Source organism: Microbaculum marinum, assembly GCF_037855135.1.
Classification (GTDB): domain Bacteria; phylum Pseudomonadota; class Alphaproteobacteria; order Rhizobiales; family Tepidamorphaceae; genus Microbaculum; species Microbaculum marinum.
In genome coordinates, this window is the sequence record NZ_JAZHOF010000012.1 from 91953 (window position 1) to 105286 (window position 13334).

Genomic DNA, 13334 nt, shown 5'->3' on the forward strand with positions numbered 1-13334 from the left:
CGACCTCAGGCTCCGGCAGCAACCTGCCGTCCGGCGGTCAGAATGTCGCGCACCGCGCCTGTCACGGCATCGATCTCTTCGTCGCGCATGGCCGGGAACAGAGGCAGGGTAACAAGACTTCTGAAGGCGTCCTCGGCGACCGGAAAATCCTCAGCTTTCAAGCCGTAGCGTTCCTTCCAATAGGTCATCTGGTGCAGTGGCGCATAGTGGACGCTCGAACCGATCCCTCGTTCCGTCAGCAGTGCGATGAAGCCATCGCGGTCGACGGGTGCGTCCGGCTCGAGCCGGACCGCAAACAGGTGCCAGGCATGCCCCCCCTGGGCGCCGCGGGCCGGCAGCCGCAGCGGCAGGTCCGAGAATGCTTCGAAATATCGCGCGGCGACCGCCTCCCGCTGGTCGCGAAACAAGTCCGCCTTCCGCAGTTGCCGCAGACCGACACCGGCGGCAAGGTCCGACAGGTTGTACTTGAAGCCCGGCGCGACGATGTCGTAGCGCCAGCCCGCCCCGGGGCGGCTGAAACGGTCGAAGGAATCCCGGTCGATGCCGTGCAACCGCATGATGCGGGCGCGCTCCGCGATCTCGCGGCGGGACGTCACGAGCATGCCGCCCTCCCCCGTCGTGATCGTCTTGTTGGCGTAGAAGCTGAATACCGCGGCGGCCGTACCGAGAGCCCCGATCAGCCTGCCATTCCAGCGCGTCGGCAGCGCGTGAGCCGCATCCTCGACGATCTCGATGCCGTTGCTCGCTGCGATCCGGCCGAGACGGTCCATGTCGCAGGACAGCCCACCGTAGTGAACCGGCATCACCGCGCGGGTTCGCCCGCTGATCGCGTCGGCGAACCTGTCTGGATCCATGCACAGCGTTTCGGGGTCGACATCGACCAGTTTCACCTCCGCGCCGAGGTATCGCACCACCTCGGCGGTTGCCGTGAACGTCAGGTCCGGCACGATCACCTCGTCGCCGGGACCAATGCCCAGCGCCTCCAGCGCCAGGTGCAAGCCGGCTGTGGCGGAATTCACCGCGATCGCTTCCACATTGCCGCCCAGAAAGTCGGCAAAACCATCTTCGAACCGGCGCGCGCGATCCCCCGTTGTCAGCCAGCCGCCGCGCAGCGTGGCGACGACCTCCTCGATCTCCTCATCGCCGATCGAAGGACGAAAGAAGGGAACCTTGATGGAATCTCTCATCGACATCGTCGGTGACGCTTTGCTATGCCTTGCTGTGGAAGCCGCCTCGGCTCAGTCGGGCACCTAACCGCCCCGCGTCTGCCCGATCAACACTTTTCCCGCCCGGTCGCCCGCCGTATAAGCGCCGTCGTCGACCTGCTGGCCAACAGCATTCCCGAAGGAACGTCCTGAACGTGCGACTTGTCTGGCGTCACCTTGTGCAGGATGTGCACGGCCTGTGCCGGATGTTTCAAACCTTCGTGTCGGCGGTGGGCGCGCGCTTTTTTTCCGATGCCGCCCTGTTCACGCTGCTCATCGCGGCGCCCGTCGTGGTGATCTATTCCAGCCGCGCCCTGCCGACGGTGCTTCTCTTCGCGCTGCTGTTCACGATGCTCTACGGCTTCGCCGTCAGCTTCGAGGGACGCGGCATGTCCGTCCGCGAGGGGACGAAATTCGCGCTCAATCCGGCGTCCTTGCCTTACTGGGCGCTCAGCGTTCTCGCCCTGATCCTGTACGCGGGCGCTTCGGCATTCTGGGCGATCGAACCGGAGTTCGCGGCGGATCAGGCGATCAAGATGCTGATCACGTTCGTCATCGTCGTGGTGTTGCTGCGCCTGATGCCACCGCTGGACGAAGACAGGTTGCGCTATACCGCACCGTTCGGAATCGCACTGGCGGCAACGATCCTGATCGTGGAACTGGGCACGTCCGGCGTTTTGCGCAGCTATTTCTATGGTGCCAATCCCGCCTACCTGAACCGTTCGGTCGTGACGGTCAGCCTGTTGATGTGGCCCGCTCTGGCAGTGACTACCGGCCGGTTTGCGACGCTCCAGAAGGTCGGCGTGCTCGCACTGGTCGTCTGTGCGGTGGCCGTCTCGAGCAGCCTCGCCTCGCTGTTCGCCATCGCCGCGGGCCTTTTCGTTCTCGCCCTTGCCTACATCAGCAACCGGCTCGCGGCGTTCGGCGTGGTCGCCGTAACGGCAGCGGCGTTCGTGGCCATGCCCATGACGGCCAAGCTGATTTCCGATCTCGCAATCGAGACCGGGGTCGACACCATGGTCGACATGAGTACGGAACGGCGCCTCGAGATCTGGGAGGCATTTTCCCGCGCCGCCCTGGAGCACCCCGTTTTCGGCTGGGGCCTCGAGGCGTCGCGCTACTTCGGCCTGAGGGAACTTCCAGGGGTCACCTGGACGATCGGTCCGGTTCATCACCCGCACAATCCCATCCTGCAGATATGGGTCGAACTGGGGGCCATCGGCGTCCTTCTCGCCGCGATCGCCATGATCGGCATCATACTGGGCATCGGCCGGATGCCCGCCGCCCGGCGCCCCTATGCCTACGGGGCGGCGGCTGCCACTCTCGCGATCTCGATGGTCAGCCACGGCGCGTGGCAAACCTGGTGGATCAGCCTCCTCATGCTGCTGGTAGCCCTCTTCAATATTCGCGAGGAGTATCCGGGCGCCCGCGGCGCCGGTGGCCGCGAAGCAGCGACTCCTGCATCGTCGGATTGATCGATCGGCTCATTTCGCCACCAGGGATTGTACGTCCGGGCCGATCGGGCATGGACAAGGCGTTACAACAAGACGGTTGGACGCCACGACCCGAGGGTGTAAGGACTACCTAAACCCATTATCGAGTCACGCAGAATCGTATGCGTTTTGCCCCGAGCCCGCTGACACCGAAACGGTTGGCCGCCTTTACCCACGACCTCGTCATGACGGTGGCGTCGATCGTGATCGGCTACTACATCCGGTTCGGTCCGGACGCCTTCACCTACAGAGCCGACGAAATTGGCATCCTGTTGGCGGCGGTGCTTCCGTTCGCTGCGATCGCCTATTGGGCGTTCGGGCTTTATGCCGGCATCTGGCGCTTCGCCTCGATTCCCGACCTGGTCAACATCGTCAAGGCGGTGACCTCCGTCACCGTGTTCCTTGTCGTGCTGGATTTCGCCTCCCGCGGGGCGATCGTCGTCCCGCGCACGATCGTTTTCACGGACTGGTTCATCCTGACCGCCCTGCTCGGCGGCCCGCGCATGCTCTACCGCGTCTACCGGGACCAGCGTTTGCTGAAGCGCGGCTACCGATCCCGTCGCGCGGCAATTCCCGTGCTCATCGCAGGATCCGGCAACGAGGCGGAGATCATCATACGGTCCCTGGAAACCAACGGATCGGAGCTGCTCAAGCCGGTCGGCATGCTGTCGACAAAGCAGGCCCATATCGGTCACCGCATCCGCAACGTACCGGTGCTCGGACATTCGTCGGACATCGAGCGCATCGTCCAGCGCCTTGCCCAGCGCGGCCAGCTGCCGCGACGCCTGATCCTGACCAACGAGGCGCTGACGAAGGAGCGTGACATCGAGACGCTCATCGTTCAGGCGCGCAAGCTTGGCCTGAGCGTCGAGCGGATCCTCCGCCCGGCCATGGACGGACCGGACGGGGACGGACGGATCAAGCTGACCCCGATCAATATCGAGGATCTGCTGGGGCGCACGACCCGCGAACTCGACTATACGATCATCCGCAAGCTGATCGACGGCCAGCGCGTTCTCGTCACGGGCGGCGGCGGCACCGTCGGCAGCGAGCTCTGCCGCCAGATCGCCGGCATGAGCTGCCGGCGGCTGCTCATCGTAGAGCACTCCGAGTTCGCGCTCTATGGCATCACCAAGGACCTGCAGCGCGATTTCCCCGGCGTGCCGGTCGAGGGGCGGCTTTGCGACGTGCGGGATCGCCGCAAGATTTCCCAGGTCATCGAGCAGTTCAAGCCGGACCTCGTATTCCACGCCGCCGCGCTCAAGCACGTCCCTATCGTAGAGCGTCACATCGCCGAGGGAATCCTCACCAACACCATCGGGACCGTCAATGTCGCCGATGCCGCCCGCAAATTCGGCGCCAAGGCGATGGTGATGATTTCGACCGACAAGGCCGTACAGCCGATTTCCGTGATGGGGGCGACGAAGCGCGCCGCGGAAAGCTACTGCGAGGTCCTGGACGCGCTGGGCCACGCCGCCGGCAATCGGGCGAACGGCAACGGCAGCCACGAGACGCGCTTCATGTCGGTGCGGTTCGGCAACGTGCTGGGCTCGAGCGGATCGGTGGTGCCGCTGTTTCAGGAGCAGCTCGAACAGGGCGGGCCGATCACGGTCACCCATCCCGACATGAAGCGCTACTTCATGACGATCAAGGAGGCGGTCAGCCTGGTGCTGATGGCCTCGGCGCTGGGTCTGAGCACGCGCAGCCGGATCTCCATATTCGTACTCGACATGGGCGAGCCGGTGCGGATTGTCGATATCGCCGAACAGATGATCCGCCTTGCCGGTTTCGAGCCAGGCCGGGACATCGCGATCGAGTTCACCGGCGTACGCGAAGGCGAAAAGCTGCACGAGGAACTGTTCGACCAGAGCGAGCCGCTGCACACCACGGAGCTGGAAGGCATTCTGTCCGCCGAACCGCGCAGCATCGTGCCCGAAGCGTATATCGAGGAAATCAAGCGGCTTCAGGCGACAACCCGCGAAAGCGATGACGCTGCCATGCTGTCGCGACTCGTGGCGCTCGTGCCGGAATATTCGCCGCAGCGACCCAACTGATCCGCCAACCGAACGAAGTCAGGAAGCCCTGGTCTGCGCCCGCAGCCAGTCGGCGTAGGCAGGATTGACCGACACGGTGTCCAGGACGATCAGCGCCGGTGTGTCGTAGGGGTGCAGATCCTGCAATGCTGTCAGCGCCCGCTCGAGGACTGCCTGCCGGGTCTTGACGATCATCACGACTTCCTCCTCGTGGGAGAGCGCGGCGTTCCACTCGTAGATCGAGATCATGCGCGGCAGGATGTTGACGCACGCCGCGAGCTTCTGCGTGACCAGTGCGCTGCCGCATCTCTCGGCATCCTCGATCGTGGCGAAAGTCGAATAGATCAGCCGTATCGGATCGTCCGTGTCGATCATGTCCGCGTCTCCCGTTGGCTTGGGCCGTCCTGACGTTATAGTGCCGGCTCCCTTCGCTCAGTGGCAAACCGATGGCCGATACCGAGAAGTCCCGCAACGCCTTCCGCTCGATCGCATTCCTGGCCAGCCCGATCGAGGAGGCCGAATCGGCATGCGGACGGCTTTCCGCTAGGTACGACGGCGTCGACCCCATGGATGCGGACGTCATCGTCGCGCTCGGCGGCGACGGCTTCATGCTGCAGATGCTGCACAGGTTCATGAACACCGGCAAGCCGATCTACGGGATGAACCGCGGCTCGGTGGGCTTCCTGATGAACGAGTACTCCGAAGACGATCTCGTCCAGCGCCTCGCGGAAGCCGAAACCACGGTCATGCATCCGCTGGTGATGAGGGCCACGGATATCTCCGGCAAGACGCACGAGGAACTGGCCATCAACGAGGTCTCCCTGCTCCGCCAGACCCACCAGGCGGCCAAGCTGCGCGTCCTGATCGACGGCAAGGTCAGACTCGCCGAACTGATCTGCGACGGCATACTGGTGGCGACGCCGGCCGGGTCGACGGCCTACAATCTGTCGGCGCACGGTCCGATCATCCCGATCAATTCGCCGCTCCTGGCGCTGACCCCGATCAGCCCGTTCCGGCCGCGCCGATGGCGCGGGGCCTTGTTGCCGGACAACGCTCAGATCGATATCGAGATTCTCGATCCGCAGAAGCGGCCCGTAAGCGCGGTCGCCGACCATCAGGAGACCCGATCCGTCGTCCACGTGCACATCGAGGAGATGGCCGCGGCCGAGGCGCTCATGATGTTCGATCCCGGCCACAATCTCGACGAGCGCATCCTCGCCGAGCAGTTCGGCTACTGATCCTACGCCGCCCTTCCCTGTGGCTCCGCGTTCTGCGAAACGTGGTAAACGGCTTGTTAATGCTGTCGCCGCTGCTTTACAGAACGACAACACACTGGGAGGGAATCGATGGGCGGTCTCTGGTACGAGGAGTTCGAACCCGGCCGGATTTTCGATCACGCCATCAGGCGAACGGTGACGGAATCCGACAACATCCTGTTCTCCTGCCTCACCCACAATACGCAGCCGCTGCACATCGACTTCGACTTCGCCGAGAAGAACTCGGAGTTCGGCAAGCCGCTGGTCAACTCGCTCTTCACCCTGGGGCTGATGATTGGCATTTCGGTGAACGACACCACGATCGGCACGACGATCGCCAATCTCGGCATGAGCGATGTGAAGTTCCCCAAGCCTGTCTTCCACGGCGACACGATCCGTGTGGAGACCGAGGTGAAATCGCGCCGCGAATCGAAGTCACGGCCGGACGCCGGCATCGTCGAGTTGGAGCATCGCGCTTACAACCAGCATGGCGATCTCGTGGGCGTCTGCACCCGGCAGGCGTTCATGCGCAAGCAGCCCGCCACTACGGCAAAGGGATAGCCAGGTGCGCTCGTTTCTGTTCGTCCCCGGAGACAGCCACAGGAAGCTCGCCAAGGCGCTCGACAGCGGCGCGGATGCCCTGATCCTCGATCTGGAGGACTCTGTTGCGGCGACGGCGAAGGCCGAAGCGCGCGCAGTGACGGCGGGCTTCCTGTCGGAAGCCGTCAAGGAATTGAATCGTCCCCGCCTGTATGTGCGCGTGAACGCCCTCGATACGGGGCTCACCGACGATGATCTCGATGCCGTGCTCGTGCATTCGCCGGACGGCATCTTCGCCCCCAAGACAGCCAACGGCGCCGATGTCATGCTGATCGACGCCAAGATCACGACGGCAGAGGCGCTCGGCGGCGTCGAGGACGGCGCCACCCGGATCATCGCAATCGCCACCGAAACCGGCGGCTCACTGTTCGGCATGGGCAGCTACGCCCGGTCCAGCGAGCGGTTGGAGGGGCTCACCTGGGGGGCCGAGGACCTTTCCGCCGACGTCGGCGCGCTGACCAACCGCGACGGCAATGGAAACTACACGGACCTCTACAGGCTGGCGCGCGCGCTATGCCTTGCCGCCGCCGCCGGTGCCGAGGTCATGGCGGTCGACACGGTCTACACCGACTTCCGCAACGACGCGGGCCTGCGGGCCGAGTGCGAGGAGGCTGTCCGCGATGGCTTCGTCGCGAAGATGGCAATCCATCCCGCGCAGGTCGCCGTGATCAACGAGGTGTTTACGCCTTCGATCAACGCCATACGCGACGCCGAAGCAGTGATGCAGGCGCTCGCCGAGGCTGGCCACGCGGGCGTCGCCAGCCTGGACGGCCAGATGATCGACCGCCCTCATCAGCGCCGTGCCGAACGCCTGCTGGCGCGGGCCCGGGCGGCGGGAAAGTCGGTCCGCGCCTGAATCAGGCGCGGACCGCGAGCCGGTCTACGCCGCCTTCGACAGTTGCAGCCGTCTGATGTCCGGCGGGGTCGCCTCCTCGACGAACTCGGCGATCGCCTGATCGAGGGGGAGAACTGCCTGGTCTCTGGTGCCGAGGCGACGAATGTTGATGGTCCCTTCCTCGGCCTCCCGCTTGCCGCAGACGACGATCGCGGGGACCTTGGCGAGCGAGTGCTCGCGGATCTTGTAGTTGATCTTCTCGTTGCGCAGATCGATGTCGGTCCTGATACCTCCCGCCTCGAGCCTGGCCCGGACCTGCTCGGCATAGTCGTCGGCGTCCGACGTGATCGTCGCCACGACCACCTGCACCGGCGACAGCCACAGCGGCAGATGGCCGGCATAGTTCTCGATCAGGATGCCGATGAACCGTTCCAGCGAGCCGAACATCGCCCGGTGCAGCATGACGGGAACGTGCTTCTCGCCGTCGGCGCCGATGTAGAAGGCGCCGAGCCGCTCCGGCAGGTTGAAGTCGACCTGCAGGGTGCCGCACTGCCAGTCGCGCCCGATGGCGTCGCGCAGCACGTACTCGAGCTTCGGACCGTAGAAGGCCCCCTCGCCCGGATTGAGCTCCCAGGCGATGCCGGCGGCCTCGCAGGCCTGCTTGAGGGCATCCTCGGCCTTGTCCCAGACCGCATCCGATCCGACACGCTTTTCCGGCCGGTCGGAAAACTTGATGGTCACGTTCTCGAAGCCGAAGTCGCGATAGATCGACAGGATCGTCGCGTTGACCGCTATGCACTCCGCGGTGATCTGCTCATCGGTGCAGAAGATATGCGCATCGTCCTGCGTGAAGTGACGGACGCGCATCAGCCCGTGCAGCGCACCGGACGGCTCGTAGCGGTGCACCTTTCCGAATTCCGCAATGCGCATAGGCAGATCACGGTAACTCTTCAACCCGTTCTTGAACACCTGCACGTGGCCGGGACAGTTCATGGGCTTGCAGCAATGCACCCGCTCATCCGGCGTCACCGTCGTGAACATGTTCTCGCCGAACTTCTCCCAGTGGCCGGACTGCTCCCACAGCGTACGCTCCATCATGTCGGGCGTGTTGACCTCGATGAAGCCGGTCTCGGCCTGGCGCCGGCGGATGTAGGCGATCAGGGCCTGGAACATCGTCCAGCCGTGGGCGTGCCAGAACACGGCGCCGGGCGCCTCCTCCTGGAAATGGAACAGGTCCATCTCGCGGCCGAGGCGGCGGTGGTCGCGCTTCTCCGCCTCCTCCAGCATCGTCAGGTAGGCCTTGAGGTCGTTGTCGTTGGCCCAGGCCGTGCCGTAGATGCGCTGGAGCATCGGATTGTTGGAATCGCCGCGCCAGTAGGCGCCCGCCAGCTTGGTCAGTTTGAAGGCGCTGCCGACCTTGCCCGTCGAGGGCCCGTGCGGACCGCGGCACAGGTCCGTCCACTCGCCCTGGCGATAGAAGCGGATTTCCTGGTCCTGCGGGATCGCATCGATCAGCTCGACCTTGTAGCGCTCGCCCTTCTCGCCGAAGTAGCGCCGCGCGTCCTCGCGGTCCCACACCGTCCTGGTGAACGGCGCGTCGCGGGCGATGATCTCGCGCATCTTCGCCTCGATCTTCGGGAAGTCGTCCGGCGTGAACGCCTCGTCGCGGGCGAAGTCGTAGTAGAAGCCGTTGTCGATCACCGGCCCGATCGTCACCTGCGTGCCCGGAAACAGCTCCTGCACGGCCTCGGCCAGCACATGGGCGGTGTCGTGGCGAATGATCTCCAGCGCGTCGGGATCGTCGCGCGTGACGATCTCGATCCTGGCATCCTTGGTGATCGGTTCCGACAGGTCCTTCAGTTCGCCATCGAGCTTGACCACCATCGCCTTCTTGGAAAGCGACCTGGAAATACCCTCGGCGATCTCGGCACCCGTGATGCCGGCATCGAACTGGCGTTTGGACTCGTCGGGAAACGTCAGCGTAATCATCTTCTTCTCCTGCTCAACTCCTGCATACCAACGCAGGTAAGCGGCTTGTTGGTTGCTCCGCCGGACGCGCTCAGTCGGCGTCGGGGCGGAGCGCGATGTGCCGGCCGCTCCAGCGACCGTAGCGCCACGGCTTATACCAGCGGCCATGCTCGGGCAAGGTGTCGGGAACGGGGTCGAAACCCGAGGCGCCCAGGGGATTGCAGCGCGAAAAACGGGCCATTCCCATCCAGAGTCCGGGCCACGGTCCGTACCGCCGAATGGCGTCCTCGGTGTATTCCGAGCAGGTTGGCAGATACCGGCACTGCCGCCCGATCAGCGCCGACAGGGTGTAGCGGTAGATGCGGATCAGCCCGATGAACAGCAGTCCGGCGGCGCGCGCGATCGGTCCGCCCTCCTCCCGGCGAAGGCTCAGGCTGCGTCTTCCTTCTGCTTGGCCAGAGCTTTCTCGACGGCCTCGACGGTTGCGTTGAAGGTCAACATGGTGGAGGCATGGCGGGCCTTGAAATCCCGCACCGGCTCGAGGACCGCGGCATCGGCGAAGCGTCCGGTGGGCGGCGGCCCGTTCTCCTTCAGCATCGCCTGCATCTCGTCGCGCGCCGTCCTCAGTTCCGGAAGCGTCGCACCGATGACATTCCGCGCCATGATCGAGGAGGACGACTGGCCGAGCGCGCAGGCCTTAACTTCGTGGGCGAAATCGGAAACCTTGTCGTCGTCCATCTTCACGTCGACGGTGACCGTGGACCCGCAGAGCTTGCTGTGGCCCTTGGCCGTTCCGTCGGGATCGTCCAGACGTCCAAGCCGGGGAATATTTCCGGCCAGCTCCAGAATGCGCTTGTTGTAGATTTCGTCCAGCATGAGCGGATCCCGAGTTCCAATTCCGCCGATCAGGTTCCAATGCAGCCCGCAAATGCAAGCTATGCGTTGGTCTGCCCGCGTCTATCCGTTCCGGTTCCTTGTCGGCCGAAACACGCACCTATATATCGAGACGAACGATTGGTGTGACAAGGCGTTTCAGGAATCATAAGGTTTTGCCTTACCATCCGGTCCGACGTACCCTGTCAATCGCAGTCGAATGAGCTTTCTGAGGATAGATTTCCACCATGTCCGACGGCCCAGGTAAGAACTCGATGGACGCGATCCTGCGCAATTTCTCGGGCGGTTCCGTCGAGACGCGCGAACGCGACCGGGGCGGGAAGCCGAGCCGCGAGCAGGTCGAGGCCGCGGTCAGAACGCTGATCGCATGGACCGGCGACGATCCCAAGCGCGAGGGCCTGATCGACACGCCGGCCCGCGTCGCCCGCGCCTTCGAGGAACTGTACGGGGGCTATTTCGAGTGCCCGATCGAGGCGCTGTCCCGGACTTTCGAGGAAGTCGGCGGCTACGACGACATCGTGCTCCTGCGCGATATTCCGTTCGTGTCCCATTGCGAGCACCACATGCTGCCGTTCACCGGCACCGCGCACGTCGCCTACTATCCGGAAGGTCGGGTGGTCGGGCTGTCGAAACTTGCCCGCGTCGTGGAAATCTATGCGCGGCGGTTGCAGACGCAGGAGAACCTGACGGCGCAGATCGCCACCACGATCGACGAGGTGCTGCAGCCGCGCGGCGTGGCGCTGCTGCTGGAGGCGGAGCATTCCTGCATGAGCCTGCGCGGGGTTCAGAAGCACGGCGTTTCGACGGTAACGACCCAGTTTACCGGGGTTTTCCAGAACGATCCGGCCGAACAGGAGCGCTTCCTGCGCCTCATCCGCAACCGCTGACGGGATGATCGATATGCGCGCTGCCGGCGCGCCTGGTCCGCTCGCATGAACGCCGCCTCACCCTTTGCGCCTCCGGCCGACAAGGCCGAACTGGAGTCGGGCAACCGGCTCTCGCCGAAGTTCGGCGCCGACGGGCTCGTCACCTGTGTTGCGACCGACGCGGCGACGGGCGAGGTGCTGATGCTCGCCCACATGAACTCCGAAGCCCTTGAAAAGTCGATAGAAACCGGCATTGCCCACTACTGGAGCCGGTCGCGCGGCGAGCTCTGGCGCAAGGGCGATACCAGCGGCACGACGCAGAGGATCGAGGAGATGCGGGTCGACTGCGACCAGGACGCGGTCTGGATCAAGGTCCGTGTGGCCGGTTCCGGGGCGAGTTGCCACACCGGGCGGCGGACCTGCTTCTACCGCACGATTCCGGTGGGCCGGCCGCTTTCGGACGCGGACATCCTGCGATTCGAGGACTGAATCCGGCGGAACTCGCACACCGTTCGCAAACGTCACATATCGTGCCGTCGCAGTGTCAGAACGGTGCCGAACACGCGCCGTCGCCCTGCCGACAACGTGCCAGGACTGTGCCATAGTCCCGCCGACCACAATCTCGACAGCCGCCGACGCTCCCACCATGGATCAGGCCACCGTTCCATCCCCTGACGACACGACGAAGCCCCGGTCGCGGCCCCGTCCGTCGATCGGCATCGCGCTCGGCGGCGGCGCGGCGCGCGGCTGGGCGCACATCGGCGTCCTCAGGACGCTCGAGGCCGCCGGCTACGTTCCCGACATCATCGCCGGCACCTCGATCGGCGCGGTGGTCGGCGGCTGCTATGCGGCGGGCAAGCTCGACGGGCTCGAAGACTTCGCCCTCACCCTCAGCCGGCGGCGCATGTTCGGGCTGATGGACTTCAACTTCGGCGGCTCCGGCCTGATCACCGGCACGAAGCTGAGCGACCTGCTGGAGCGGCAGTTCGAGGACACGCAGACGGAATCGCTGCCGAAGACGTTCTGCGCGATCGCCACCGAGCTCGGCACCGGTCACGAGATCTGGCTGTCGCAGGGCCGGCTGGTCGACGCGATGCGGGCCTCCTACGCCCTGCCCGGCGTGTTCCGGCCGGTGAAGCTCGGCGCCCGCTGGCTGATCGACGGGGCGCTGGTCAATCCGATCCCGGTATCGGTGTGCCGGGCGATGGGGGCGCGGCTGGTGATCGCGGTCAACCTGCACTCCGACGTCTTCGGGCGCGGCTCGGTGAAGCCCTACTGGAGCGACGGCGACGAGGACGAGGCCGAAGGAGCCGCGCCGCCGCGCAATGCCGGGCGGCTGCTGCGCCGGCAGATGTTCGGCCACCGCGACGGCGCGCCGGGGATATCCTCGGTGATGATAGACGCCTTCAACATCACCCAGGACCGCATCGCGCGGGCCCGCCTCGGCGGCGACCCGCCGGACGTGACGGTGTCGCCGCGCATGCGCAAGATCGGCCTGTTCGAGTTCCATCGGGCGCGCGAGGCGATCGCGCTGGGCATCGAGGCGGCCGAACGGGCGCTCGGCGACATCGGCGAGGCCGTCGACACGCTCGGCCGCGCCGAGAATGCCTGAACCGCTCGCCGTCCCGCCCGCAGGTCAGGCGGTGATGTATTCCCGCATGGCACTCGCCTCCGCCTCCGCTTCGGCGATGCGCTCCTTGACGACGTCGCCGATCGAGATGATGCCGACGAGCCGGCCGGATTCGACCACCGGCATGTGCCGGAACTTCCCGTCGGTCATGCGGCGCATCAGCATTGCGACCGAATCGTCGGGGCCGCATGTCTCGACCCGGGACGTCATGTGTTCGGATACCGGCTGATCCAGGGCCGCCGCACCCTGTCGGGCGATGGCCCGCACGAAGTCGCGCTCGGAGAAGATTCCGTCCACCCTGTCGCCGCCGTGGCTCACCACAACGGCGCCGATGCCTTTGGTTTCAAGGAGTTCACAGGCCGCGGCCATAGTGGTATCCGGTGTCGTCGTCACGACGTCTCGGCCCTTGCGGGTCAGGATGACGGCTACATTCATCTGGGCTCCTCCCGTGTTCGGCCTCTTGCACGGCGGTTGAATTGAGTATGATGCGCCCGCTGTGCGCCGGACGCAATCGTCCGAGCGCCCAGGCTTGACCACCAACGGGGCCCCGACCG

General features: G+C 65.1%; 14 protein-coding genes. 8 read left to right on the forward strand and 6 right to left on the reverse strand.

Features of this window, described 5'->3' with window-relative positions:
- Nucleotides 1–5 precede the first annotated feature (5 nt).
- Nucleotides 6–1187, reverse strand: a complete 1182-nt coding sequence (locus V3328_RS23770; protein WP_340332219.1) for a DegT/DnrJ/EryC1/StrS family aminotransferase — start codon at nucleotides 1185–1187, stop codon at nucleotides 6–8.
- Between the two features lie 11 nt (nucleotides 1188–1198).
- On the opposite strand from V3328_RS23770, the gene V3328_RS23775 reads away from it, so the two are divergent.
- On the forward strand, nucleotides 1199–2680 hold the full coding sequence (locus tag V3328_RS23775; protein WP_340332220.1) for an O-antigen ligase family protein: 1482 nt from the start codon (nucleotides 1199–1201) through the stop codon (nucleotides 2678–2680).
- 140 nt (nucleotides 2681–2820) lie between these two features.
- Nucleotides 2821–4752: a polysaccharide biosynthesis protein gene (locus V3328_RS23780; protein WP_340332221.1), complete on the forward strand. Its 1932-nt coding sequence runs from the start codon at nucleotides 2821–2823 to the stop codon at nucleotides 4750–4752.
- Between the two features lie 18 nt (nucleotides 4753–4770).
- Here V3328_RS23780 and cutA read toward each other — a convergent pair whose 3' ends face one another.
- Nucleotides 4771–5106 (reverse strand): divalent-cation tolerance protein CutA, encoded by a 336-nt coding sequence (cutA, locus tag V3328_RS23785; RefSeq protein ID WP_340332222.1) that lies wholly within the window; start codon nucleotides 5104–5106, stop codon nucleotides 4771–4773.
- Nucleotides 5107–5177: 71 nt separating this feature from the next.
- On the opposite strand from cutA, the gene V3328_RS23790 reads away from it, so the two are divergent.
- From V3328_RS23790 to V3328_RS23800, 3 genes are all read left to right on the forward strand, one after another.
- Entirely contained in the window at nucleotides 5178–5969 is a 792-nt protein-coding gene (locus V3328_RS23790) for an NAD kinase (RefSeq protein ID WP_340332223.1), read from the forward strand.
- A gap of 108 nt (nucleotides 5970–6077) precedes the next feature.
- On the forward strand, nucleotides 6078–6548 hold the full coding sequence (locus V3328_RS23795) for a MaoC family dehydratase (RefSeq protein ID WP_340332224.1): 471 nt from the start codon (nucleotides 6078–6080) through the stop codon (nucleotides 6546–6548).
- 4 nt (nucleotides 6549–6552) lie between these two features.
- Nucleotides 6553–7443, forward strand: coding sequence for an HpcH/HpaI aldolase/citrate lyase family protein (locus V3328_RS23800; protein ID WP_340332225.1), 891 nt, complete (start codon nucleotides 6553–6555; stop codon nucleotides 7441–7443).
- Between the two features lie 24 nt (nucleotides 7444–7467).
- Here the strand turns inward: V3328_RS23800 and thrS are convergent, their stop codons facing one another.
- The 3 genes from thrS to V3328_RS23815 form a co-directional block, all read right to left on the reverse strand.
- Nucleotides 7468–9411: a threonine--tRNA ligase gene (thrS, locus tag V3328_RS23805; RefSeq protein ID WP_340332226.1), complete on the reverse strand. Its 1944-nt coding sequence runs from the start codon at nucleotides 9409–9411 to the stop codon at nucleotides 7468–7470.
- Nucleotides 9412–9481: 70 nt separating this feature from the next.
- Nucleotides 9482–9823 (reverse strand): membrane protein insertion efficiency factor YidD, encoded by a 342-nt coding sequence (gene yidD / locus V3328_RS23810; RefSeq protein ID WP_340332301.1) that lies wholly within the window; start codon nucleotides 9821–9823, stop codon nucleotides 9482–9484.
- A complete protein-coding gene (locus tag V3328_RS23815) occupies nucleotides 9820–10266 on the reverse strand; it encodes an iron-sulfur cluster assembly scaffold protein (RefSeq protein WP_340332227.1) in 447 nt (148 codons plus the stop codon). The genes yidD and V3328_RS23815 overlap by 4 nt, the downstream gene beginning before the upstream one ends.
- A 272-nt stretch (nucleotides 10267–10538) precedes the next feature.
- Here V3328_RS23815 and folE point away from each other — a divergent pair, with 272 nt between their 5' ends.
- The 3 genes from folE to V3328_RS23830 all read left to right on the forward strand — a co-directional run bounded on the left by folE (nucleotide 10539) and on the right by V3328_RS23830 (nucleotide 12762).
- Nucleotides 10539–11171, forward strand: a complete 633-nt coding sequence (gene folE, locus V3328_RS23820; RefSeq protein WP_340332302.1) for a GTP cyclohydrolase I FolE — start codon at nucleotides 10539–10541, stop codon at nucleotides 11169–11171.
- A 45-nt stretch (nucleotides 11172–11216) separates the two neighbouring features.
- Nucleotides 11217–11639 (forward strand): phosphoribosyl-AMP cyclohydrolase, encoded by a 423-nt coding sequence (hisI, locus tag V3328_RS23825; RefSeq protein ID WP_340332228.1) that lies wholly within the window; start codon nucleotides 11217–11219, stop codon nucleotides 11637–11639.
- 157 nt (nucleotides 11640–11796) lie between these two features.
- Nucleotides 11797–12762, forward strand: coding sequence for a patatin-like phospholipase family protein (locus V3328_RS23830; protein WP_340332229.1), 966 nt, complete (start codon nucleotides 11797–11799; stop codon nucleotides 12760–12762).
- 24 nt (nucleotides 12763–12786) lie between these two features.
- Here the strand turns inward: V3328_RS23830 and V3328_RS23835 are convergent, their stop codons facing one another.
- Complete coding sequence (locus tag V3328_RS23835) at nucleotides 12787–13215, reverse strand: CBS domain-containing protein (RefSeq protein ID WP_340332230.1); 429 nt, start codon at nucleotides 13213–13215, stop codon at nucleotides 12787–12789.
- Between the last annotated feature and the right edge of the window lie 119 nt (nucleotides 13216–13334).